This window comes from Ruminococcus gauvreauii (genome assembly GCF_025151995.1).
GTDB classification, from domain to species: domain Bacteria; phylum Bacillota; class Clostridia; order Lachnospirales; family Lachnospiraceae; genus Ruminococcus_G; species Ruminococcus_G gauvreauii.
Map to the genome: position 1 here is coordinate 2,727,464 of NZ_CP102290.1, position 22,852 is coordinate 2,750,315.

Sequence of the window (22,852 nt, forward strand, 5' to 3'; positions counted from 1 at the left end):
TATTATTTTTAAACAATGCCGACAGGTATACCATATAAAGGGTGGATAAACATGGATGTGATCAATAAAAAGAAATTAAAGGATGAGGTCTTTGCCTCACTTCAAAAGGCGATCGTGGAAGGGGAGCTCAAGCCGGGTGAGCGGATCGTGGAGACGAAAATTGCCGCTGATATGGGAGTTTCGCAGGCGACCGTAAGGGAAGCACTGAAAGAATTGGAGTTTTATGGACTTACTGAAAATATATCTTATCAGGGAACCTACGTAAAACGCCTGACAAAGAGCGAGCTGAAAGAAGCCTATGATGCCAGAGAGGTTCTGGAAGAATACGCAGTCGGTGAGGCTGCCAAGCGGATTACAAAAAGCCGGCTGCAGGAAGCACATACATTTATCGAAAAGATGAACGAGGCGGCGGAAAAAGGAGATATCGGTTCTTTTGTGGATTATGACGTACATTTTCATGAAACGATCATCTGCAGCAGCGGCAACAAAGTCATTGAGAAGCTGTGGAACCTTGTAAACGTGTCTTTGTATACGCATGTAACGGCGAATCTCAGCGAGCGGACCTTGGTTAATCTGTCCAGAAGGCATGCTTCTATTTATAAAGCGCTGGAGGAGGGGGATTCAGAAGGGGCCCGCCATGTGATGCATCAGCATTTGAGTGAGCTTCGCGATGAGATTCTTGCAAAAATGGAAGCAGAGGGGGAGGAGGACGTATAAAAGCCGCGGTGATGAAAGAGTCGGTGAGTTATATTCTATCGCATAATAGTAATCGATTATCGATCAATCAAAGAAAGCAATAAGGAGGAACACATGAAGATTGATGACATAAACAATATTGCAATTATTGGTACCGGCATGATCGGCGCGAGCCTTGCCGCCTTGTTTACCGGAAACGGTTACCGTACCACCATGCTGGCGATGAGTGAGAGAGGGGAGAAGACTGGCCTTGTCCGCTATCAGACTCATTATCAAGATTTGGCCCAAAAGGGTCTTGTGACGGAAGCACAGGCCGCGATCTGCCGCAGCTATCTTACCATCACACGGGATATCGACGCGATCAGGGATGCGGATTTTATTGTAGAATGTCTGGCAGAAAATCTTGAGTTAAAGCACCGCATATATCAAAGGGTGGAAGAACATTGCGATAAATTCCGGGCAATCGTTTCGACAACTTCGGCAATTTCACCGAAAGATCTGTGCAGTAAGATAAAGGCAAAGGAACGGCTGGCTGTGGCACATCCGTACAACCCTCCGCATCTGGTGCCGTGCGTTGAAATAGTGCCAAGTGAACATACTAGTCCTGAGACAATTCAGATCATCGAGACATTTCTGCGTTCTGTGGGAAGGGAACCGGTAACGATGCAAAAAGAGGCGCCGGGTTTTATTGCGAACCGGCTGCAGCATGCCTTGTTTCGGGAGGCAGTTTATATGGTTGAGGCGGGAATCGCATCGCCGGAGGCCATCGATCAGGCACTGCGAACCAGTTTTGCGCCGCGGTATACGTCGATCGGCATATTTGAGCATTTTGATTATGCCGGGCTGGATATGATCATCAGCATTGAAGACTATCTTTTTCCGACTCTGTGCAATGCCAGAGAAACACAGGGGCTGATCAGGGAAAGATGTGAGCGGGGTGAGTTAGGATTTAAGACCGGCAGGGGCGTCTATGACTGGAGCAAAAAAGACGCGGATGATTTCCGCAGGCGCTCCAGCGAACCATATTTTAACTGTTTTAACTGGTCATTGCCAACAGAGTGAATGTGTATGAGGAAGGAGGGACGATGATGAGTGATGCGGTCGTAATGACAGATATTTGTAAGAGTTTTTTTGGCGTTCGGGTTTTGCAGGATGTTAATTTTACCCTGAAGACCGGAGAGATCCATGCGCTGATGGGAGCGAACGGCGCTGGAAAATCCACGCTGATTAAGATCTTGTCGGGTGCACACCGCAAGGATAGCGGGGAGATCCGCGTGAACGGGCAAGTGGTCGATATCAAAAATCCTGTGGATGCGAAAGCCTGTGGAATTCAATGCATTTACCAGGAGCTTTCTCTGGCACCGGATCTTTCCATTGCCGATAATATTTTTCTGGGACAGGAAAAAAAGAAGCGTGGTCTGGTTAATCAGAAGTATATCGAGCAGGAGGCGGCTCGGATGATGAAAGAACTGGATCTGGATGTGAACGTGCGGACCCCGATCCGCAAAGTGGGGATCGGAGAAAAATTTTTTACTGAGATATGCCGCTGTCTGGTGGGGGACGCAAAAGTGGTCATTCTGGATGAACCGACCTCAGCGATGACACCCAGGGAATACCAGCATTTTCTAAAGACGATCCGTACCCTGCGTCAGCGGGGAATCTCCATCATTTATATCTCGCATCATATGGAAGAGATCTTTGAGATCTGTGACCGGATCACGGTGCTTCGGGACGGGAAAAATGTAGCGACTTCCCAGATCAGTGAGATAACACTTCAGGAAGTAATCCATCAGATGCTGGGAAAGGAGGTTATAAGCGGCCGCCGCTTTGTTGAGAACCGTAATTTTACCGGGGAAAAGGTTTTGCTGGAGCTTGACCATGTGACTACCGGGAAGCTGAAGGATCTGTCTTTCCAGCTGCACGAGGGCGAGGTACTGGCCGTGACAGGACTGCTCGGAGCGGGGAAAACAGAGCTGGCCAATGTGATTTTTGGAGAGGATAAGCTTTTAGCCGGGCGTATCTGCGTGGACGGCAGGGAGGTATCGATCCGCCATCCGCAGGATGCCATGCGCTGCGGGATCGCTTTGGTCAACGAAGACCGTAAGGGATGCGGACTTCTGCAGGATCTTAGTATCAAACAGAATATTGCTGTTTCCAATCTGCATCAGATGAAAACATCCCTGGGCCTTGTGGACGTTAAAAAGGAAGAGACGCTCAGCAGGGAAATGACGCAGCAGCTGCGGGTGAAATGCACCGGCGCCGAACAGCTGGTCCGTTATCTGAGCGGCGGCAACCAGCAAAAGGTGGTGCTTTCAAAATGGCTTTTGCGCGATCCGAAGATCCTGATTCTGGATGAGCCCACGCGGGGGATCGATGTGGGATCAAAGGATGAGATCTATGAGATGATCGCCCAATTGGCTAAGCAGGGCATGGCGATTCTGCTGCTGTCTTCGGAGCTGGCGGAGGTGATTTCCATGGCACACCGGATTTTAGTGCTGAAGGATGGGCAGCCGCGCGGCGAGCTTGCAGGAGAAGGGGCAACACAGGATGAAATCATGATGATAGCGGTTGAGGAGTAAAACTATGGAAAAAACAAAAGAATTTATCAAAAGGAATACCTTGTTGATGGTGTTTATCATCATCTGCGCCGTGTTTGCTGTATTGACAGATCAGTTCCTGACGATCAGCAACATTTCAGACGTGATCAAGACAAATACGGTCAATGGTCTGCTGGCAGTCGGTCTTACCTATGTAATTCTTTCCGGGGGCATTGACCTTTCCGTGGATGCAACGGTATGCCTGGCCGGCCTCGCAGCGGGGTATTTAAGCAATATTCCGGTGCTGGCAGTCCTGGCAGGCGTGGCCATCGGAGCGGCAGTCGGGCTTTTTAACGGCGCGGTACTGGAAAAAAGCGGTGTGCAGCCATTTATCTTTACACTGGCTATGAGCCGGGTTGTGCGCGGTATTGTGATGGCAGGCACCAAGGGCAAAAACTACTATTTGATCAGTGAAAAACTGACGGCGATCGTCCGCAGCAGCTTTTTTGGAATTCCGACCTTGATCATTATTTTTGTGATTATTGTTGCCGTGACGTTTGTGGCATTGAACCGGGGGTGTTATGGACGGCATGTATATGCGGTCGGCAGCAACGAGGAGGCGGCCCGCCTCTCCGGCATCCGCACTGCCCGCATAAAGGTTTCCACCTATCTTATAGCCGGTATGCTGGCAGGTCTGGCAGGCGTACTTTTGACGGCCCGGTTGTCCGGAGCAGAGACAAATGCAGCGGATGGGTGGTCTCTGGATGCGGTATCGGCGGTAATCATCGGCGGCACCAGCCTTCGGGGCGGCCGCGGCGGTATCATGAACACGATGCTGGGTGTGTTCATAATTGCAGTGCTGAACAATGGTATGGTTTTGATGGGAATTCCAACCCATTACAATCAGCTGGTGAAGGGACTTCTGATGCTGGGAGCGGTACTGCTGGATGTCAGCAATCGTAAAAAGGCGTGATGTAAGCGGCACAGCTGCTCATCATAGAACGAAAAGGAAAAGGAGACGACAAATGAAGAAATTGAGAACGATGCTTTCTATAGCTCTGATTTTATGTATGCTTTTATCGATGGCGGCCTGCGGAGGCAGTGCGGACACGGAGGAGACAAAGCAGGATGCAGCTGGTGAAGAGAGCAAAACGACAGAGGAAACCAAAGGGAGCTCCGAGGATGGCGGAGGCACATACCACATCGGCCTGGCATTGGATACCTATTCCAATGCGATCAATGCAGAGGTTGCGTCTGTATTTGAGGAAACGTGTAATGAGCGCGGCTATAAGTATACGGTGACGGATGCGGAAGGGGATGCCTCCAAGCAGCTGGGCGATATCAACTCTCTGATCCAGGCAAAGTGCGATGGAATCATTGTACTTCCAGTGAGCAGCAACTCAGTGGATGAGGGGATCGGGGCCTGCTATGACGCCGGCATTCCTGTGGCAACAGTTCTGAGAGATGCACCGAATGCTGCGGACAAGTATGTATGCTTTTCAGGTACTGATGATGTAGAACTGGGAGAGATTGGCGGTCAGTGGATTGCAGATGTCACGGAAGGCTCAGGCAAGGTGGTTTATATTACCGGACGTACCGGTGTTTCTACCGCGGAAAACCGTACGGTTGGATTCCACAATATTGTTGACAAGTATCCGGATATCGAGGTGGTGGCAGAGTCGGACGGCAACTACAATCGTTCCGATGCCATGACGGTGATGGAAAGTGTGCTGAAAGCCCATCCGGAAATCGACGCGGTGTGGTGTGCGAATGATGAGATGGCAGGCGGCGTATGCCAGGCAATCGCAGCTTCCGGGCGGGAGGGTATCCTGGTAGGCGGTGCGAACTTCCAGTTCGATGCCTACGAGCGTCTGAAAAATGGTGAGCAGGCGATGGATATCACGACACCCTGTGCGATGGTTATTCCTGCAATCGACGCGGTTGTGACTGTGATCGAGGGCGGCACCGTGGAGGAGAAAACGATGTACTATCCGCTGGATCTGATTACCATTGACAATGTAGAGGAGTTTGTAGACCAGCTGTACTGATTCGAAAAGCAGACGGGGAGCGGCTGCTCCCCGATTTGTTTTCTGAAAAAAGATAACAGGAAAGAGGAAGCGTTATGCAGCAGATAACAAAGCATGTTTATACAGAAACAGAAATCCGCGGATGTGATCCCAGTATCGTCCTGACGAAAGAGGGCGCGGTATTTATTGACACAGCCCAGTGGATCACCAATCTGGAGCAGATGATCGCCTTTGCCAAAGAAAAGGCAGGCAGTATTCGCTATCTGGTGAATACGGAATCACATATTGATCATATTTTTGGCAATCACTGGCTGAGAAAAGAGGGGGCCACCATCATAGGGCATGAGAAGATCCTGGACGGCTTCTTCAAGATTCCTGCAGCTTTTCAGATGGATGTCCATGATTATAATGTAGATATTATTCAGCGTCAGGATCCGGAAGCTCTGGAGCGGATGCCTTCCCGAGAAGAATATATTGTGGCGGCGCCGGACCTCACTTTTACAGAGCAACTGATGTTTTCCCTGGGCGATCATGTTTTCCACTGTGTACATACCCCAGGTCATTCACCGGAACAGGTCAGCGTATATGTACCCCAGGAGCGGGTTGTCTTCGTGGGAGATAATCTGTTTAACGACTGTCAGATCTGGCTGCACAGTGCAGACTTTGATGATCTGTTTGCCAGTTTGGACTGGCTGAACAGTTTGGATGTGGATTATATCGTACCCGGTCACGGGCCGGTGAAAGGAAAAGAAGCGGTCATAGAAAACAAAAAATTCCTGTATGACTGGCTGGCAGCTGTGGCCGATGGAATCGCCAAAGGCTGGGAAAAAGAGGAGTGCGTAAGCCGCATTCATTTTGCGGACCGCTGTCCGGTGGATATCGGGCAGTCGGAGTGCATGGAATACGTTCAGACAAACAATGTGCGGGTAACTTATGACTATCTGATGAGAAAAAGGGATAAATAGAAAAAATGCAGGAGGAAAACACACCGGTCCATGGGGCTGGTGTGTTTTTCACTGTGGGAATACAATCTGTTCAAGAGGCTCATTCAACACAACCACCGTTCTCCCCGAATCCCGGAGAATCTCCAGTCTGTGTGCCAGCAGATCATTGATCTGCCGGGTGTCATCCTGAGGAAAAGGAACATGATAGACGCAGAGCATTCCGGTATTCAGTACGCCATGGAAATATGCGGGGGTGTCCAGCATCAGAAAGAACAGAGGATTGAGAAAGACCGCGTCAAGCCTCTGACCGTTCAGGAGGGAAAAGGTTTCCGTGGTATAATCCACGTCGCCGGTAAATAATATAGAGCGTCCGCCGCAGGTGATCAGATAGCAGAAGTGAGGAACATCCTGGTAATGCCTGTCAAGATGGGCGGTGGGAAGGATGCGGATGCTTATATCAGATTTTACCTGGATCTTCATGTGCGGGGTGTCACCGCTGAGCGGGAGATAAGGAATCTGCTCTTTGTTCAGATACGGGAATAAAGTCTCCCGGCAGAAGGCGGGAGAGTCTGGCAGCAGGATTCCCCAGACAGAGTACTTCTTCAGAAAGTGAAGGGTCAGCTCGGGAGAAAAGTGGTCGGGGTGCGCGTGAGTAAACAGCAGATAGTCGTAATGAGAAACGCAGTCCCACGCATGCGGCGGAAGATTGCTGAAATCATGCTGATCGTCCTGGTAGATGCCGTCCAGTAGCAGGGTACAGCCGTTATATTCCAGTACAATTCCGGCATTTGCCAGCAGGGTGATTCTTAGCTGGTTTTTCGTTTGTTGGTTCTTCATTATCAATTTTTCCAATCTGTTTGAGGATCATTAGAATGTTTCAGCAGCTTCTCGTAGGAAAGAAGCTGCTGAGTTGGGATGTATATAAGATGTTGGGGGCAAAAGGTTTTTTGCCCCCAACTGATGCCTCTGGCTTGCTCCCGCAATCCCGGCATCTAAAAATAAGGAGGAGCGGATTGCTATTTTGTTCTGACTTTCGGAGCATGGACACAGTTGCCATACGCTGCGTGGGCAGCTTCCATCAGGACTTCACTGACGGTGGGATGCGGATGAACGGTCTCGGCCAGTTCGTCGATGGTTCCCTCCGCGTTCATGACGGCGGCGATCTCCGCAATCATATCCGTAGCGCGGGGCGCTAAGATATGGGCGCCGAGGATTTCACCGGTACTTTTATCGAAGATAAGCTTGACCATGCCCTCATTTTGCCCCATAATCATTGCTTTGCCGTTGCCGGACAGGGAAAAGACGCCGGTGCCGATATCGCGTCCAGTCTCGCGGGCCTTGGGTTCGGTCAGCCCGACCATGGCCGCCTCCGGAACGGTGTACACGCAGGATGGGATCCGATGCGGATCAAAAGCCCTGCAGGGGAGACCGGCGATATGGGATGCAACCGTCAGTCCCTGTGCGGAGGCCGCGTGAGCCAGCTCCATCTTGCCGTTTAGATCCCCGATGGCATAGATGCCGGGCACGTTGGTACGGCACAGCCCGTCAGTATCCACATGACCGCGCTTTGTGAGGCGTACACCTGCCTTATCAAGTCCCAGATTGTCTGAGTTCGGCTTTCTGCCGCCTGCCATCAGGCAGAGATCACCCTCGACACTTCCTTCTGTTCCAGCTTTATCGGTGTAATGAACAGTGATTCCCTCTGTAATGGAGGTGACACGCACACCGGTGATGATCTGAACGCCGCCGGCAGTCAGTTTGCTGCCGATGGCTGAGGAAATATCCGCATCAAGAGGTGCGAGGATGGAATCCAGCATCTCCAGGATTGTCACAGAGGTGCCGAGACTGGAAAATAAGGTGGCAAATTCAATTCCGATCACGCCGCCGCCGACGATCACCAGCTTTTTTGGGCAGCTGGTGAGCTCAAGGAGGGCGGTTGAGTCCACTACTTCCGGCAGATCAATGCCGGGGATGGGAATCCGTGCAGGCCTTGAGCCAGTGGCAAGTACGATATGATCGGCTTCCAGAATTTCACCGTCGTCCAGCAGGAGCTGGCGGGGACTGTCAAGGACAGCATGGTTAGTAAATACGGTAACACCGTGACTTTTGAGCAGCCCGGCAATACCGTTTCTCAGCGTCTTTAAGACCGCATCCTTGCGTCCGGCAAAGGCGGCATAATCGAAGGAGACTTCGCCAACGGACACGCCGAAGCGGCCGGCTTCTCTGGCCTCGCGGTAGACCTCTGCGGAGTGCAGCAGGGATTTGGTGGGGACACAGCCGCGGTTCAGACAGGTTCCCCCCAGGTCTTTTTCTTCAATAAGCGCTGTATTCAGGCCATTCTGACTGAGACGGATGGCACAGACATAACCGCCCGGTCCGCCGCCCAGTACAACAGCATCGAACTTTTTCATAGATACCTCCTAAATGAGCAGCACTGGATTTACCAGATACGTTTTCAGCTTCTGCAGGAATTTTGCCGCTTCGGCGCCGTCGATGATGCGGTGGTCGTAGGAAAGGCACAGCGCACACATGGATCTGATGACGATCCGGTCCTCGCCGTTCTCATCGGTCTCGACAACCGGGGTTTTGGCAATCTTTCCAACTGCTAAGATACCGGATTCCGGTGGATTGATGATTGCCACAAAATCATCCAGGTCGAACATGCCGAGTGAAGACACGGTAAAGGTACCGCCGTGGTAGTCTTCGCTGGTCAGCTGCCCGTCCCGGGCTTTGGCGATGAGCCCGGCAGACTGTTCTGCGATGCCGGTCAGGCCGATCATGTCCGCATCCTTGATGACGGGTACGATCAGTCCGTTTGGCACGGAGACAGCGGTGCCTATATTTACATAATCATGATAAATGATATCATTGCCGTCCACAGAGGCGTTGACGACCGGGAAATCCTGCAGCGCTTTGGCACAGGCGCGTACGATAATGTCATTGTAAGACACCTTGATTCCCAAAGCCTTGTACTGATTTCGAAGCGCAACGGCGGCCGTCATGTCCACCGTCATACGGTGGCTGGTCTGCGCATTCTGCTCCTTGCTCGCCAGCATATTACGGCAGATGGCCTTTCGCATGCCGTTCATGGCAGTGCGGCGGGTTCCACGTGGGGATGCGGCAGGCGCAGCATCGGCAGTGGCTGCCGCAGCAGTTTCCGGGTTGGCGTCGGATGAACCGGAGAGGTCGGCGGAGGTGATCTTTCCGCGAGAGCCGGTTCCGGAGACATCGTGCAGGTCAATGCCCCGGTTGTCCGCCAGCCTGCGGGCCAGTGGTGTGGCGGCGGGCTGAGCGGCAAGATAGTCCTTCAGATCCTGCTCAGTGATCATGCCGTCCTGACCGGAGCCGGTGATAGGAGGTATGTTCATATTATGCTCCTCGGCGTACAGCTTCGCGCGGGGGGAGGCAAGGAGTTTTGCTCCGGGCGCAAGAGGCGCGGGGACATCGGCTGCAGGCATGACTTCTGACTGTGGTTTTGGCGCTTCGGTATGCGCTGGCACGGCGGGGTCAGCGGAACTTTCACTCTCAGCCAGAAGTGCTGAGATATCCTCGCCCGGCTTGCCCACAATGGCGATGGGTTCGGTGACAGGGACGGTGTCGCCTTCGGGATGCAGGATTTTCAGTACCGTACCTGTGGCGGTTGCATCCATGGTGATGGTCAGTTTATCGGTTTCCATTTCGAAAAGGGGCTGACCCTCTGTGCAGGTTCCGCCTTCTTTCACAAGCCAGTCGGTGATGGTGCCTTCTTCCATCAGAAGGCCCTGTTTTGGCATGATAATCATATTTGCCATAGTATAGTTGTCTCCTTTCTAACGATGCACGGCAGCTCTGCACGCGCTTACGATATCAGCAACACCGGGAAGCGCTGCCTGCTCTAATATGGTATTGAAGGGAAGCGGGCAGGCTTTTGTTCCGATGTGCACAGGGGCCGCATCTAAATAGGGGAATACCATCTGCGATACCTGCGATACCACCTGTGCACCCCAGCCGTTATTCTGATGCGCTTCGTGTACGACGATCAGACGGCCGGTTTTTTTGACACTCTCGGCGACGGTATCATAGTCAAAGGGTACCAGCGTGCGCGGGTCGATGACCTCTGCTTCGATCCCCTGTTTTGCCAGTTCTTCGGCGGCTTCCAGGGCACGCTGCACGTAGAGCAGATTGGCTACGATGGTGACGTCCGTCCCGCTCCTTTTAATATCCGCTTTTCCAAAAGGAATCATAAATTCCGGATCATCAGGAACCTCACCCTTGGACGCGTACAGAACCTTGTGCTCGAAAAAGCATACCGGATTATCCTCGCGGATAGCGGTGCGGAGCAATCCTGCAGCTTCGGCCGGCGTGGACGGGCAGGCAACCTTGATACCGGGAATGTGCATAAAAATGCTTTCCAGCGACTGCGAATGTGTCGCTGCATTGCCGCGTCCGGTTCCCTGCTGACCGCGGATTACCAGAGGAATTTTCGCATTGCCGCCGAATACGTAGCGTGTTTTCGCTACCTGATTAAAGATCTGGTCTGCGGCGACAAATGCAAAATCCCAGTACATAAGCTCAGCGATCGGACGCATGCCGCAGCATGCGGCGCCGAGCGCCGATCCGATAATTGCCGACTCTGAGATCGGGGTGTTGCGGACCCGGTCTGTACCGAATTCCTTATATAAATCGCGGGTACATCCATAGACCCCGCCAAGCTTTTCCACATCTTCACCCATGACAAAGACTTTTTCGTCACGGCGCATTTCCTGGGCGATCGTCTGGCGGATCGCCTGTGCATAAGAGAGTTTTCCCATAATATTACACCTCCTGTTTTTCATAAAATACATCGTCCAGAACATGAGCAGGATCGGGCTCAGGGCTGTTCAGGGCGAAAGTCACGGCCTCCGCCATTTTGCCAGCAGCTTTGGTTTGGATTTCGTCCAGTTCTTCTGCGGCTGCAATTTCATGCTCCAGAAGATAGCTTCGGAATCGGACGATCGGATCTTTGTTCTGTTTCCAGTCCTCGACCTCCTTCCGGGTACGGTACGGTTCCGGGTCGCCGGTCCAGTGACCGCGCCAGCGGTAAGTTTTACATTCGAGGATCGTGGGTCCTTCTCCGCTCAAAGCGCGCATCTTTGCACGGGCAAACGCGTCAAATACGGCGGCAGCATCGTTTCCGTCCACGGTTTCACCGGAAATTCCATATCCGGCAGCGCGGTCAGAAATATTTTCGACAGAGGTGGACTGCCAGACCGGTACGGTCATGCCGTATTGATTGTTTTCACATATAAAGATAACCGGGAGTTTCCACACGGCTGCCAAGTTGATAGCCTCGTGAAAGGTTCCCTGATTGGATGCGCCGTCACCGAAAAATGCGACGGATACGTTCTGGCGGTTTTGCATTTTAATGGCAAGCCCGCCGCCGACGGCGATGGGAATTCCGCCTCCGACAATGGCGTTTGCGCCCAGGTTGCCTTTGGAAAAATCGGCGATATGCATGGAGCCGCTGCGGCCCTTGCAGTAACCGGTTGCCTTGCCCATGAGCTCCGCCAGAGCCCGGTCAAGCTGCGCGCCCTTCGCAATGCAGTGACCGTGACCGCGGTGAGTGGAAGCGATATAGTCATCGTCTGAGAGCTGAGAGCAGACAGCCGCTGCGACAGCTTCTTCGCCGGTATACAGGTGAACAGAACCCCGCAGCTTGTTTTCTGTGAACAAGGTCCATGCGGTTTCTTCAAAATCCCGGATCTCCCACATCTTTGTGTAGATCCAGAGACAGGTTTTCTTATCTAACATAGGAAAACACCTCCATCAGATGAAATAGTAAGTTGACAGTTGCAGATTTGACGTCTCTTCTCATTCATCATATCACTTGAATTATCAATTATCAATAATTTATAATCAATAAAATTGCACAAAATTTAGACAGGATTTTACTGCATATTGGAGAAACGGGCCGGAAATGAGGGCCTGCATTGACGGTACTGGTAAAAACTGATATAATTTTCAAAACATATCAATGCTGAAAAAGGAAGATAAGACGTTGCAGAATAAAAGAGAAATCCAGGAACAAACTTTGAAATCCCAGAGACTGGTCTTCCGCGAAGAGGTGCGCAATATCATAAGAGATGCAATCTTCGAGGGGACATTAAAACCGGGAGACAGAATTAAGGAGACATACTGGGCGAATGAAATCGGTGTCTCCCAGGGACCGGTGCGTGAGGCCATCCGGGATCTGGAAGCAATGGGACTGGTAGAGACCGTGCCGTTCAAGGGGTCCAGGGTAAAAGTCATGACGAAAAAGGAGATACGGGACAATTACGGTGTGCGGATCTGCCTGGAGTCAAAAAGTATGAGCGATGTGATCGATACTCTGTCGGATCAGGCGCTGTCAGATCTCGTAAATCAGTTAAAGCATATGCTTGAGGAGATGGACAGGTATGCGAAAGCCGGGGATCTGCGGGGATTTACGGATTGTGATACCAATTTTCATCAGATGATCATTCAGGCTACGGGGAATGAGGTCCTTCTGAAATTATGGGAGCAGTGCAATATGCGGAACTGGTTCATGGTCTCGGCGCTCATGGATCCGGACAGCCTGCAGAAGCTGAAAGAGGAACATCAGAAGATTCTTTCTTCCATAGAGAAACGGGATGCCGCCGGTGTCAAGGACCGGATGGAGGGTCATCTGACCAACCTGATGGAAGAATATATTTACAGGCAAAGTGAACACGGCGAATAAGAAAGCGCCTTTGTTTTACAGGAGCAAAGGCGCTTTCTTATAAGATGGAATTATCGATAATAAATAATTTATAATATAAAGTTAAGGAGGAGAGCGGGATATGATAAGACAGGCAAAATACTTTGTGTCGGATGGAACGGAGCCCTGCCGGAATCTGGCGATCGAGGAATATCTCTTACATATGACAGAGGAGGGGAGCTGCATTCTGTATTTATGGAGAAACCGGCATACGGTTGTGATCGGGCGGAATCAGAATTGCTGGAAAGAATGTAAGCTGGATCTGCTGGAGGAAGAAGGAGGTACGTTCGTGAGGCGGTGCTCAGGCGGCGGGGCTGTATATCACGATCTGGGAAATCTGAATTTCACATTTCTGACCACAAAATCCGATTATCATCTGGAGAAGCAGATGCAGGTAGTGCTGGAGGCGGTAAATTCTTTTGGACTCCATGCCAGGGCAGAGGGCAGAAATGATCTCGTGATCAATGGCCGGAAATTCTCTGGAAATGCCTTCGTGGAAGAGCATGACAGATGCTGTCACCACGGAACAATTATGGTGCAGGTGGATCTGGAACGTCTGTCCCGCTATTTGAAGGTATCGCTTAAAAAGATACAGTCGAAAGGGATTGACTCGGTGAAGGCCCGGGTGGTGAATCTCACAGATTTAAATTCACAGATTACGGTCGATTCTCTGCAAGCCGCCCTTCTGGAGGCATTTGGCAGGGTGTATGGCCTGACACCCCTTCGGATAGAGGAACTGGACGAGGCGGAAATTCAGAAGATATCGCAGAAGTATCAGTCTGATCAATGGAAATATAACAGATTTGATGAGATTGGCTGTGCAATGGAAGAACGTTATTTGTGGGGGGGGATCACGCTGGAATATCTGATACACGACGCAGTCATCACGGAGTGCCGGGCGTACTCGGACGCCATGGATGCCGACTTTATTCCACGGATACAGAATGCGCTGACCGGATGTGAATTCAGAAAGGAGGCGATGATTTTCCGTGTCGTAAATATTGATACGGAAACCGAGGGACGTCAGAGAATGAAGGATGATGTGATTAAGATGATCAGAAAAAACATGTAGATACCCGGTGTGAAAATAAGTGAAAGGCGGGAAAGGTATGGGAGAAATCAGAAAATTTAAGAGAGTATTGGTGGCAAACAGGGGCGAGATCGCCATCCGGGTTTTTCGGGCCTGTCATGAGCTCGGCATCCGGACGGTAGCAGTCTATTCAGAGGAGGACAAACACTCACTGCACCGGTCGAAGGCGGATGAGGCCTACCAGATCGGAAAAGGTAAGGCGCCGGTCGCGGCGTATCTCGGGATCGATGAGATCATCGCGCTTGCTAGGGCAAAAGGCGTGGATGCCATTCACCCCGGCTACGGTTTCCTCGCAGAAAATGCGGAGTTTGCCGAAGCCTGCGAGAGGGAGGGCATTGTGTTTATCGGGCCCACTGCCGGGATGATGGAGCGGCTGGGAGATAAGATCAGATCTAAGCTTGTGGCGCAGTCCGTGGGTGTGCCGACGATCCCGGGCTTGGAGAAGGCCATTCAGACGGAGGAAGAGGCGCTTAAGATTGCCAGGATGTGCGGCTTTCCGGTGATGCTGAAGGCAGCCGCAGGAGGGGGCGGACGCGGGATGCGGATCGTCAGCACGGAAGAGGAGCTTTTGCCGCAGTTTCGCAGCGCCAGAAGTGAGGCTGCAAAGGCCTTTGGCGCCGATGACATCTTTATCGAGAAGTACCTGGAGCATCCGAAGCACATCGAGGTACAGGTGCTGGGGGATCGGGAGGGAAATCTCGTGCATCTGTATGAGCGGGACTGCTCGATCCAGAGACGGCACCAGAAGGTCATCGAATTCACGCCATCGCTGTGTCTTACAGAGGAACAGCGGCAGGCGGTCTGCGATGATGCGCTGAAGATCGCCAGGGCGGTCGGCTATCAGAGCGCCGGGACGGTGGAATTCCTGGTGGACAGACAGGGAAAGCACTACTTTATCGAGATGAACCCGCGGATACAGGTCGAGCATACCGTCTCGGAGATGGTGACGGGGATCGATATCGTGCAGGCGCAGATTCTGGTCGCACAGGGTTACACGCTGGATTCAGAAAAGATAGGGATCACAGGACAGGGATCCGTCAGGAGCCGGGGGTATGCCATACAGTGCCGGATCACGACGGAGGATCCCGCTCATGAGTTTATGCCGGATACAGGCGTGATCGAAACGTACCGAAGTCCCGGCGGACCGGGGATACGGATCGACGGGGGCAACGGCTTTCAGGGCGCCGCCGTCACTCCCTTTTATGACAGTCTGCTCGCCAAGGTGGTCGTGTGGGGAAGGACTTTCGAGGATACGAGAGGCAAGGCGATCCGGGCACTGCGGGAGACGATGATCAAAGGGGTCAGGACAAATCTGGCGTTTATGCTGAATGTATTGAACCATCCGGTTTTTGCCGCAGGAGCGTGTGACACTGGATTTATCGCAGAACACCCGGAGCTGATGGATATCGGTAAAGTGGAGGATAAGGAACTGAAGATCATCGAATTTCTGGGAGATAAGTATGTCAATGGGACGAAGGGGCAGAAACCGCAGTTTAACGTCCCGGCCTTCCCGAGATTTCGTCCGGAGGAAATGGCGGGGCTTCGGGGAAGCCGGCAGATGCTGGAGGAGATGGGGCCGGAGAAACTGGCCGGGTGGGTGCTGCGGCAGAAGAAGCTGCTGGTCACGGATACCACCATGCGGGACGCCCAGCAGTCGCTGATGGCCACCAGGATGCGTACTGTCGATATGGAGAAGATTGCGCCGGCGGTCGCTGTCTATGGACAGGATCTGTTCTCACTGGAGATGTGGGGCGGAGCCACTTTTGACACCGCATACCGGTTCCTGCGGGAGTCTCCCTGGGAGCGGCTGGAAACACTGAGAGAAAAAATACCGAACATACTGTTCCAGATGCTGCTGCGCGGTGCGAACGGAGTCGGTTATAAGAATTACCCGGATAACGTGGTCCGTGAATTTGTACGGCAGTCGGCGGCCTCAGGCATCGATGTGTTCCGCATCTTTGATTCCCTGAACTGGATCCCGGGTATGGAAACGGCACTGGATGAAGTACTGAAACAGGGGAAGGTCGCAGAGGCCTGCATCTGCTACACCGGTGATATCCTGGACGAGTCACGGGAGAAGTACAACCTTGCATATTATGTAAAGATGGCGAAGGAGCTGGAGCAAAGGGGCAGTCATATTCTGGCAATCAAGGATATGTCCGGTCTGCTGAAGCCCATGGCGGCATACCGGCTGGTACACGCGTTAAAACAGGAAGTGGGGATTCCTGTTCATCTGCATACGCATGATACCTCAGGGAACGGCGTTGCCACGGTCCTGATGGCGGCACAGGCGGGGGCAGATATCGTGGATGCCGCGTTTAACTCCATGAGCGGGCTCACTTCTCAGCCGGCACTCAACTCGGTTGCAGCCGCGCTCCGGCACAGCGACAGGGATACCGGGCTTGACCTGGACGGACTGCAGAAGATCTCGGAATACTGGAGGGATGTGCGGCCGGTCTATGCCGGATTCGAATCAGAACTTGCCACATCTACCGCTGAGATTTATAAATATGAAATACCGGGTGGACAGTACTCGAACCTGAAACCGCAGGTGGAAAGCTTCGGGCTGGGGCATAAGTTTGCGGAAGTCAAGGAGATGTACCGGACCGTCAACGAGATGCTTGGCGATATTGTCAAGGTGACGCCGACCTCCAAGGCGGTGGGTGACATGGCGATCTTCATGGTCCAAAACGGTCTCACACCGGAAAATATTTATGAAAAAGCCGCCGGCGTCGATTTTCCGGATTCCGTCGTCTCCTACTTCGAGGGGATGATGGGGCAGCCGAAGGGCGGATTTCCGCAGAGACTTCAAAAGCTGGTGCTGAAAGGCAGGGAGCCGCTGACCGTGAGGCCGGGAGAACTTCTGCCGCCGGAGGATTTTGGTGCACTGCGGCGTTATCTGCAGGATACACTGGGGCTTGCGGGGACGGAGCAGGAAGTCATCAGCTATGCGCTGTATCCCAGGGTATTTGAAGACTATGTGAGGAACATACGGGAGAAAGGTGAATTCCGGTATATGGGATCGGATATCTTCTTCCACGGTCTGGAGGAAGGTGAGACATGTGAGGTCAAGCTGGGAGAAGGAAAGATCCGGATGGTCCGGCTGCAGGAGGTGCGTGCGGTGAACAGCGAGGGTTACCGGGAAGCGATCTTCGAAGTCGACGGCAACCGGAGGATCATTCGTGTCAGGGACAGGGATGTGGCGGTAAATGCGATGAATTCCGTGCTGTATGCCGATGAGCAGAACCCGATGGAGATCGCCGCGAGCATACCGGGAAATATATTGAAGGTACTGGTAAAAGAGGGAGAGCTGATCGAGGCGAAGCAGCCGGTCGCAGTGATCGAGGCCATGAAGATGGAGACAAATATTCTGGCAGGTGCAAAGGGCATTGTGGAGCGGATTTATGTCTCGGAGGGACAGCAGGTCAGGACAGGGGAGATGATCGCGAAGCTGAAGTAATGCAGAGGCGTTGGTTTTTTAAAAAAGAACCACCGCCTCTTAAAATGTCTAATGGCTGTTGATATAAGCATCCCGAACTTCTTCCGGCATCTCCTCAGCCGTCATACTTCGAACACGCTCTTCCCCGTTGTCTTTCAGTGCCTGCTCATAATACCAGCATTTATATTTGATCATATCCAGCACTTTCTGCAGTTTTCGGATCTCCGCCTCGACGGATTCCCGTTGTTTCACGAACATGTTTTTCCGGAGCTCATAGGTACTGTTTCCCATGGAACACCATTTCATAAACTCCTTAATATCTTTGATCTCCATACCGGATTTTTTCAGGCATTCAATGACGCGCAGGGCTTCGAGCGTCTTGTCATTAAACCTGCGGATACCGGAAGGTTCCCTCACGATATCGGGGAATAATCCTTCCTTGTCGTAATATCTTAAGGTAGAGATGGGTAAATCAAACATTTTTGAGACTTCACCGATACTATACATAGAATCCCTCCAGACATTTTATGAAAATATAAAAAACTTAAAATTATAGTTGACCTAAAGTCAGGTTCAGGTATTACAATCATAGTAACAGAAAAACCAGTTGATGTCAAAGAGGGGTAATAAAACGATGAAAAAGGCAAAAGTATATTTTACAGAAAAAATCACACCGGAAGCGGTCATCCGGATGTATCAGATGCTGGGAAAGGAACTTCCGGGAAAGGTTGCGGTAAAGGTTCACTCCGGAGAAAAGGGGAATCAGAATTATCTGCGGCCGGCATTTTTGAAGCCGATGGTCGAGGCGGTTAATGGAACCGTCGTGGAGTGTAACACGGCATACGAGGGTGAACGGAATTCCACCGGGAAGCATATCAAGCTGATTCAGGCTCATGGATGGAACCAGTATTTTCATGTTGATCTGATGGATGCCGAGGGACCGGACCTGGTCCTGAATATTCCGAATGGGAAAATATTAAAAGAAAACTATGTGGGAAAAAATATTGCGAATTACGATTCCATGCTGGTGCTGTCCCATTTCAAGGGACATCCGGCGGGCGGCTATGGCGGAGCGCTCAAACAGCTCTCCATCGGATGCGCATCCAGCGAGGGTAAATCGCTGATCCATTCCGGAGGATATACGAATGATCAGAACATTGTGTGGGATCATATGGCAGAGCAGGATGTTTTCTGTGAAGCCATGGCGGATACAGCCGGAAGTGTTCTGGAGTATTTCAGAGGCAATACGGCATTTGTCAATATGATGTGCAATCTGTCCGTGGACTGTGACTGCTGTGCGGTGGCAGAAGATCCATGTATGAAAGATATTGGTATTCTGTCGTCGCTCGATCCGGTAGCGCTTGATCAGGCGTGCATGGACCTGATCTATCGGTCGGAAGATCCGGGAAGGGACCATTTTCTGCAGAGGGTAGAATCCATGCATGGCACCCATACGATTGATGCCGCGGTGAAGCTTGGGTATGGGACGAAAGAGTATGAACTGATAAATGTGAATTAATGGAGATTCAGACTTATCATGAATTCAGATGGGGGAATACTGTGTGAGATATCGGATCAATCAAAGGACGAAGAAGTGGACTGGAGTGCATATCAGAAAAACGGGGTTCTGGCATATATTCAGCGGCTTAGGGAGCAGAGGGGGTGGGTATTTCTGTTATGAAGGCGTTTACTGCAACCATTGCCAGCCATGCCCTGCCGGACTCAATGTGGGACTGATTAATAAGTATTAAGATCTTGCAGAATCAGGAGATATACTCGCCGTAGGTCATTATGAAAAATTGCAGAAAATAAAGGGGAGCGCTTCGCTATGGGAGTGCTCCCCTTGCTGTCAAGTTCAATACTTCTTAAATTTATATCTTCGGAAAGGGATTTTTACAGTCGGAAATACAGCAGATATAATTCATATCCACATTGTATAGTTTGGCAAGCCTGATCATGGCATCCAATGGGATACGGGTTTTACCCGACTCATAATCACTGTAGGTTCGCTGACCTATATTGAGGAAGCTGCCAATGTATGCCTGCGTATAATCATTATCTTCTCTTAGTTCACGAATCCTCTTCAAGTAATTCATACCGTCTCCTGATTTTCCAGTTGGTTTTATTTCTGTATATTGTATCCTAGAGTTATAAACTCTATTGACAATTAGAGTTATAAACTCTAAACTGTTAATTAAGTCATAGTATGAAGGAGTAGATGAGTTATGGTGAAGAGAAAAATCAATGAATTCATAAAGATGGACGACGCGAAGTTTTACGTGTCCTATTTCATAAATGACGACGAAGCAGAGCTGATAGAATTTCTAAAAATATTTCCGGAATTTATGGTGAATTTACCGAAGGATGATATAATAAAAACTTTAAAAACCGACACGTATCAGAAGATAATGACCAGGGTGCGGGGGATATAGCGAAAAAACAGGCATATCAGACGTTGCATCTGATATGCCTGTTTTGGGTGCACCCTTGCGGAGCATTTGCCTGTGCTCCTAAGTAAAAATCTCTGTTGCATCAGCCATGTTTTTTATGACAGGAACAGCGAACGGACAGCGCGCCTCACAGTTCCCGCATCCGATGCAGTCTCTGCCGCTGTAAGTGAGATTCGAATAGTGAGAGCGGATGGACGGTGGAATGTTGTCCGGGTCAAGGCGGGCGATATCCAGATATTTGTTTACTGTGGCAATGTCAATTTTGGCGGGGCAGGGCTGGCAATGGCTGCAGTAGACACAATTCCCTTTGAAGTCATTGCGCAGAGTGTTCATCACGTGAGTGTAATCACGTTCGCGTTCGCTTAAGTCCAGATACCGCACGGTATCGAGTACCTCTTCCCGCGACTGGCAGCCGATCATCGCGCTGGCTACAGCCGGTCGCGTCAGGGTATACTCCATGCACTGTGCCACTGTGAGAGGCTGGTCAAAGGGAGTATGTTCGGCAGAGATCAGCTTGCCTCCGCCCAGAGTCTTCATTGCAGTGACGCCGATATTCATCTTCTCACACAGCGCATACAGAGCGGCCCGCGTGGGATCAAATCCACAGAAGGCATTTTTATCCAATCCCTGGTGCAGCTCGTCTAACGCGTTTGTCTGTGCCGGATAGAGGTCGAATGCCAGGTTGATGCTGAACATCATCATCTCCGGCACGCCGGTTTTGATCACGCGCGTTGCCATAACGGGATTATGAGAGCTGAAACCAATATGCCTGATATCTCCCTGCTGTTTCAGCTTTTGTACATAGTCGGCAAATCCTGTGTCGAATACGCCCTGATAATCTTCCTCTGAGTCAATGAAGAACATCATTCCAAAGTCAATATATCCGAAGATACGGAGCAGGTTCTCAAAATATTTTTTCACATTGGGTAAATCACGGCTGATATCATACTGCTGTTTGATATCAGTAGATCCAATATGGCCCTGTATCATCACTTCGCTGCGGCGTTCACCCAAAGCTCTGGCTATATTTTCACGCACCTCATTGCCGGGCATAAATACATCAAACAGATTGATGTTGTTCTCCAGCGCGGCATCGATCGTCTCTTTGACCTGTTGATAAGGTTTTCCGTCCAGATTTTCGCAGCCCAATCCTATGATGCTGCTCTTTTTTCCGGTTTTTCCTATTTCTCTATACTCCATATTTCTGCTCCTTTGCTATTAAAATTTGCTTTCACCGCAGGCGTGCACATTACACATCGCTGCCTGATGACGCGTTAGTCAATGTTTTTAAAATATTTAGGGGAATACCCCAGCTGCCCAGGGCCTTTAGGATTCCGCGATCAGATTGGAATCTATCGTTTAATCCTGTAGAGCTCATAGAACAGGATTTCCAGATAATTCTGCATGACGTTATGGGATCCGTATTTTTTGTCAGTCTGTTCTGTTTTCATTTGATAATGGTATCATAAAACCACAACAATTGAAACAAAAAAGGGGTGATGAAATTATGATGGATTCCAGAGAACGAGTTTTTACCGCAGTAGAACATAAAGAGGTGGATCGTCCCCCCGTATTTGCAACGTTTACACCAAATTCTGCTCGAGGAGACAGGCACCGGGATTGAGTTGATGCGCTCCAAACAAGTGTGCCGCATTCTCGTCTATCCGAACGGACTGCCTCAGGAGACATAAGTTAAATGATGAATGACACATGTTAGCTGCTGTAAAGCGGCAACGCCAAAAGATCAGCACAGAAAGGAAATGGTATCTAATAATGAAGAAAAATGCGATTGTAATGCACTCGTCGGTCGCGGCCAGCGGCAATCTGGTGACGAATCTGAGGATAGCGAAAGAGGTTGGCTTCGACTGCGTTGAACTTACGGTGATTCCGATGATCAAACCATATCTTGAGGCGAGGCACTCATTAGAAGAACTGGCGGAACTAACAAAGGAATTTGATATCGTTGGGATCGGCTGGCTTCCGGATATTGAACGACAGGGGGAAGATTTTGAAAAGCTGATGAAGGAAGCCCGTGAAATGTTTGAAATCGCCCACGCCATTGGCGCCGGGGGAATCGAATGCCTGACAGGCCCTGCCGATGTAAATGCTGTTCGGCATTTTAAGAACCACGAACCGTATGAGGGATACCAGGGGCTTCTCGGGCTGCCTGCCGACAAACAGATGGAGCTGCTGAAAAAGAATGTCACAGCGCTGGCGGATCTGGCCATGGATTATGGACTTTGCCTGTATCTGGAACCGCTTGGCTGGACACCCGTTAACAAAATATCACAGGCTTATGAAATCGCAAGGACCTGCGGCCGTGATAATGTGAAATGTGTGATCGATACGTGGCATGCCTATGTTGCCGGAGACACCCCGGAAGAAATAGCAGATATGGATAAGAACTATATTTACGGAGTCCATGTCAGTGATTCGCTTGAGGCAAAGGAGGGGACAGTACCGGATGAAAATATAATCCGCAACTGCGCGCTCGGCGAAGGTGTGGTCGACTATAAGCGATACTGCGATGCGGTGAAGGCAACTGGGTATGACGGGTGGTGGAACGCCGAGTTATTCAGCCGCCGGCAGATGCAGATGGACCCGGAAGAGGTGGCCAGGAGTATTCATGCGGAGTTGACCAGGCTGGCAAAAGGGTAAGGCAGTGAGAGCGACAGCGGGGTGATACCGGGAGGAGCGGTGTCACCCCATTTTGTTTTTGTAAATATTTCCAGAACTTATGACAAATTTACCGAAAAATGATATAATAAAATCACTAAAAACAAGTACGTATCAAAAAACAATGGTGGAGATACGTGGGTCATCATAGCAAAGCAGGTGAAAGCCTGTGATGCATAACTACAGGGTCTAAGCGATTAAGTACGACAGCCAGTTGCAGCATGAGGTGAGCATTCTCTGATGGGGGTGCTTTTTTGTTT

General features: G+C 50.8%; 22 protein-coding genes, 1 pseudogene and 1 riboswitch. Of the genes and pseudogenes, 14 read left to right on the forward strand and 9 right to left on the reverse strand.

The features are described 5' to 3' along the window. Positions 1–51: 51 nt before the first annotated feature. From NQ502_RS13105 to NQ502_RS13130, 6 genes are all read left to right on the forward strand, one after another. On the forward strand, positions 52–717 hold the full coding sequence (locus NQ502_RS13105; RefSeq protein ID WP_028529422.1) for a GntR family transcriptional regulator: 666 nt from the start codon (positions 52–54) through the stop codon (positions 715–717). Between the two features lie 93 nt (positions 718–810). Further along, positions 811–1,758 (forward strand): 3-hydroxyacyl-CoA dehydrogenase family protein, encoded by a 948-nt coding sequence (locus NQ502_RS13110; RefSeq protein ID WP_028529423.1) that lies wholly within the window; start codon positions 811–813, stop codon positions 1,756–1,758. Positions 1,759–1,781: 23 nt separating this feature from the next. Next, entirely contained in the window at positions 1,782–3,275 is a 1,494-nt protein-coding gene (locus tag NQ502_RS13115) for a sugar ABC transporter ATP-binding protein (protein WP_028529424.1), read from the forward strand. Positions 3,276–3,279: 4 nt separating this feature from the next. Next, a complete protein-coding gene (locus tag NQ502_RS13120; protein ID WP_028529425.1) occupies positions 3,280–4,206 on the forward strand; it encodes an ABC transporter permease in 927 nt (308 codons plus the stop codon). A 52-nt stretch (positions 4,207–4,258) separates the two neighbouring features. Continuing rightward, the gene (locus tag NQ502_RS13125) at positions 4,259–5,281 is read left to right on the forward strand and encodes a sugar ABC transporter substrate-binding protein (protein ID WP_028529426.1); all 1,023 of its coding nucleotides are present in this window, start codon (positions 4,259–4,261) and stop codon (positions 5,279–5,281) included. Between the two features lie 74 nt (positions 5,282–5,355). After that, entirely contained in the window at positions 5,356–6,225 is an 870-nt protein-coding gene (locus NQ502_RS13130) for an MBL fold metallo-hydrolase (protein WP_044983414.1), read from the forward strand. Positions 6,226–6,273: 48 nt separating this feature from the next. Here NQ502_RS13130 and NQ502_RS13135 read toward each other — a convergent pair whose 3' ends face one another. The 3 genes from NQ502_RS13135 to NQ502_RS13145 form a co-directional block, all read right to left on the reverse strand. Further along, positions 6,274–7,041: an MBL fold metallo-hydrolase gene (locus tag NQ502_RS13135; RefSeq protein ID WP_028529427.1), complete on the reverse strand. Its 768-nt coding sequence runs from the start codon at positions 7,039–7,041 to the stop codon at positions 6,274–6,276. 179 nt (positions 7,042–7,220) lie between these two features. Beyond that, positions 7,221–8,615 carry a dihydrolipoyl dehydrogenase gene (gene lpdA, locus NQ502_RS13140; protein WP_028529428.1) on the reverse strand — a complete coding sequence of 465 codons (1,395 nt, stop codon included), beginning with the start codon at positions 8,613–8,615 and terminating at the stop codon, positions 7,221–7,223. Positions 8,616–8,624: 9 nt separating this feature from the next. Next, positions 8,625–9,572 carry a dihydrolipoamide acetyltransferase family protein gene (locus tag NQ502_RS13145; protein WP_242830285.1) on the reverse strand — a complete coding sequence of 316 codons (948 nt, stop codon included), beginning with the start codon at positions 9,570–9,572 and terminating at the stop codon, positions 8,625–8,627. On the opposite strand from NQ502_RS13145, the gene NQ502_RS13150 reads away from it, so the two are divergent. Beyond that, on the forward strand, positions 9,565–9,897 hold the full coding sequence (locus tag NQ502_RS13150) for a hypothetical protein (protein WP_242830286.1): 333 nt from the start codon (positions 9,565–9,567) through the stop codon (positions 9,895–9,897). The genes NQ502_RS13145 and NQ502_RS13150 overlap by 8 nt on opposite strands. On the opposite strand, the pseudogene NQ502_RS19525 reads toward NQ502_RS13150, so the two are convergent. The 3 genes and pseudogenes from NQ502_RS19525 to NQ502_RS13160 form a co-directional block, all read right to left on the reverse strand. Further along, positions 9,831–9,995: pseudogene (locus NQ502_RS19525) on the reverse strand (biotin/lipoyl-containing protein); the annotation flags it as partial. The gene NQ502_RS13150 and the pseudogene NQ502_RS19525 overlap by 67 nt on opposite strands. An 18-nt stretch (positions 9,996–10,013) precedes the next feature. Beyond that, complete coding sequence (locus tag NQ502_RS13155) at positions 10,014–10,994, reverse strand: alpha-ketoacid dehydrogenase subunit beta (protein WP_028529430.1); 981 nt, start codon at positions 10,992–10,994, stop codon at positions 10,014–10,016. 4 nt (positions 10,995–10,998) lie between these two features. After that, positions 10,999–11,973, reverse strand: a complete 975-nt coding sequence (locus NQ502_RS13160) for a thiamine pyrophosphate-dependent dehydrogenase E1 component subunit alpha (protein ID WP_028529431.1) — start codon at positions 11,971–11,973, stop codon at positions 10,999–11,001. A gap of 247 nt (positions 11,974–12,220) precedes the next feature. On the opposite strand from NQ502_RS13160, the gene NQ502_RS13165 reads away from it, so the two are divergent. From NQ502_RS13165 to NQ502_RS13175, 3 genes are all read left to right on the forward strand, one after another. Next, positions 12,221–12,919, forward strand: coding sequence for a GntR family transcriptional regulator (locus tag NQ502_RS13165; RefSeq protein ID WP_049898299.1), 699 nt, complete (start codon positions 12,221–12,223; stop codon positions 12,917–12,919). A 100-nt stretch (positions 12,920–13,019) separates the two neighbouring features. Then, complete coding sequence (locus NQ502_RS13170) at positions 13,020–14,009, forward strand: lipoate--protein ligase (protein ID WP_028529432.1); 990 nt, start codon at positions 13,020–13,022, stop codon at positions 14,007–14,009. A 37-nt stretch (positions 14,010–14,046) separates the two neighbouring features. Next, on the forward strand, positions 14,047–17,487 hold the full coding sequence (locus NQ502_RS13175; RefSeq protein ID WP_044983416.1) for a pyruvate carboxylase: 3,441 nt from the start codon (positions 14,047–14,049) through the stop codon (positions 17,485–17,487). Positions 17,488–17,535: 48 nt separating this feature from the next. On the opposite strand, the gene NQ502_RS13180 is transcribed toward NQ502_RS13175, so the two are convergent. Beyond that, complete coding sequence (locus NQ502_RS13180; RefSeq protein WP_028529434.1) at positions 17,536–17,973, reverse strand: MerR family transcriptional regulator; 438 nt, start codon at positions 17,971–17,973, stop codon at positions 17,536–17,538. A gap of 127 nt (positions 17,974–18,100) precedes the next feature. Here NQ502_RS13180 and NQ502_RS13185 point away from each other — a divergent pair, with 127 nt between their 5' ends. After that, entirely contained in the window at positions 18,101–18,985 is an 885-nt protein-coding gene (locus tag NQ502_RS13185; protein WP_028529435.1) for a DUF362 domain-containing protein, read from the forward strand. 18 nt (positions 18,986–19,003) lie between these two features. After that, complete coding sequence (locus NQ502_RS13190) at positions 19,004–19,147, forward strand: hypothetical protein (RefSeq protein WP_169579925.1); 144 nt, start codon at positions 19,004–19,006, stop codon at positions 19,145–19,147. Positions 19,148–19,337: 190 nt separating this feature from the next. Here NQ502_RS13190 and NQ502_RS13195 read toward each other — a convergent pair whose 3' ends face one another. After that, positions 19,338–19,562 carry a helix-turn-helix domain-containing protein gene (locus NQ502_RS13195; protein WP_028529436.1) on the reverse strand — a complete coding sequence of 75 codons (225 nt, stop codon included), beginning with the start codon at positions 19,560–19,562 and terminating at the stop codon, positions 19,338–19,340. Positions 19,563–19,691: 129 nt separating this feature from the next. Between NQ502_RS13195 and NQ502_RS13200 the strand changes: the two genes are divergently transcribed. Then, the gene (locus NQ502_RS13200; RefSeq protein WP_028529437.1) at positions 19,692–19,898 is read left to right on the forward strand and encodes a hypothetical protein; all 207 of its coding nucleotides are present in this window, start codon (positions 19,692–19,694) and stop codon (positions 19,896–19,898) included. A 78-nt stretch (positions 19,899–19,976) separates the two neighbouring features. On the opposite strand, the gene NQ502_RS13205 is transcribed toward NQ502_RS13200, so the two are convergent. After that, positions 19,977–21,116 (reverse strand): aldo/keto reductase, encoded by a 1,140-nt coding sequence (locus tag NQ502_RS13205; protein WP_028529438.1) that lies wholly within the window; start codon positions 21,114–21,116, stop codon positions 19,977–19,979. A 573-nt stretch (positions 21,117–21,689) separates the two neighbouring features. On the opposite strand from NQ502_RS13205, the gene NQ502_RS13210 reads away from it, so the two are divergent. Further along, positions 21,690–22,574 carry a sugar phosphate isomerase/epimerase family protein gene (locus NQ502_RS13210; RefSeq protein ID WP_044983417.1) on the forward strand — a complete coding sequence of 295 codons (885 nt, stop codon included), beginning with the start codon at positions 21,690–21,692 and terminating at the stop codon, positions 22,572–22,574. Between the two features lie 157 nt (positions 22,575–22,731). Further along, positions 22,732–22,814, forward strand: a riboswitch (cyclic di-GMP riboswitch). Positions 22,815–22,852: the final 38 nt, after the last annotated feature.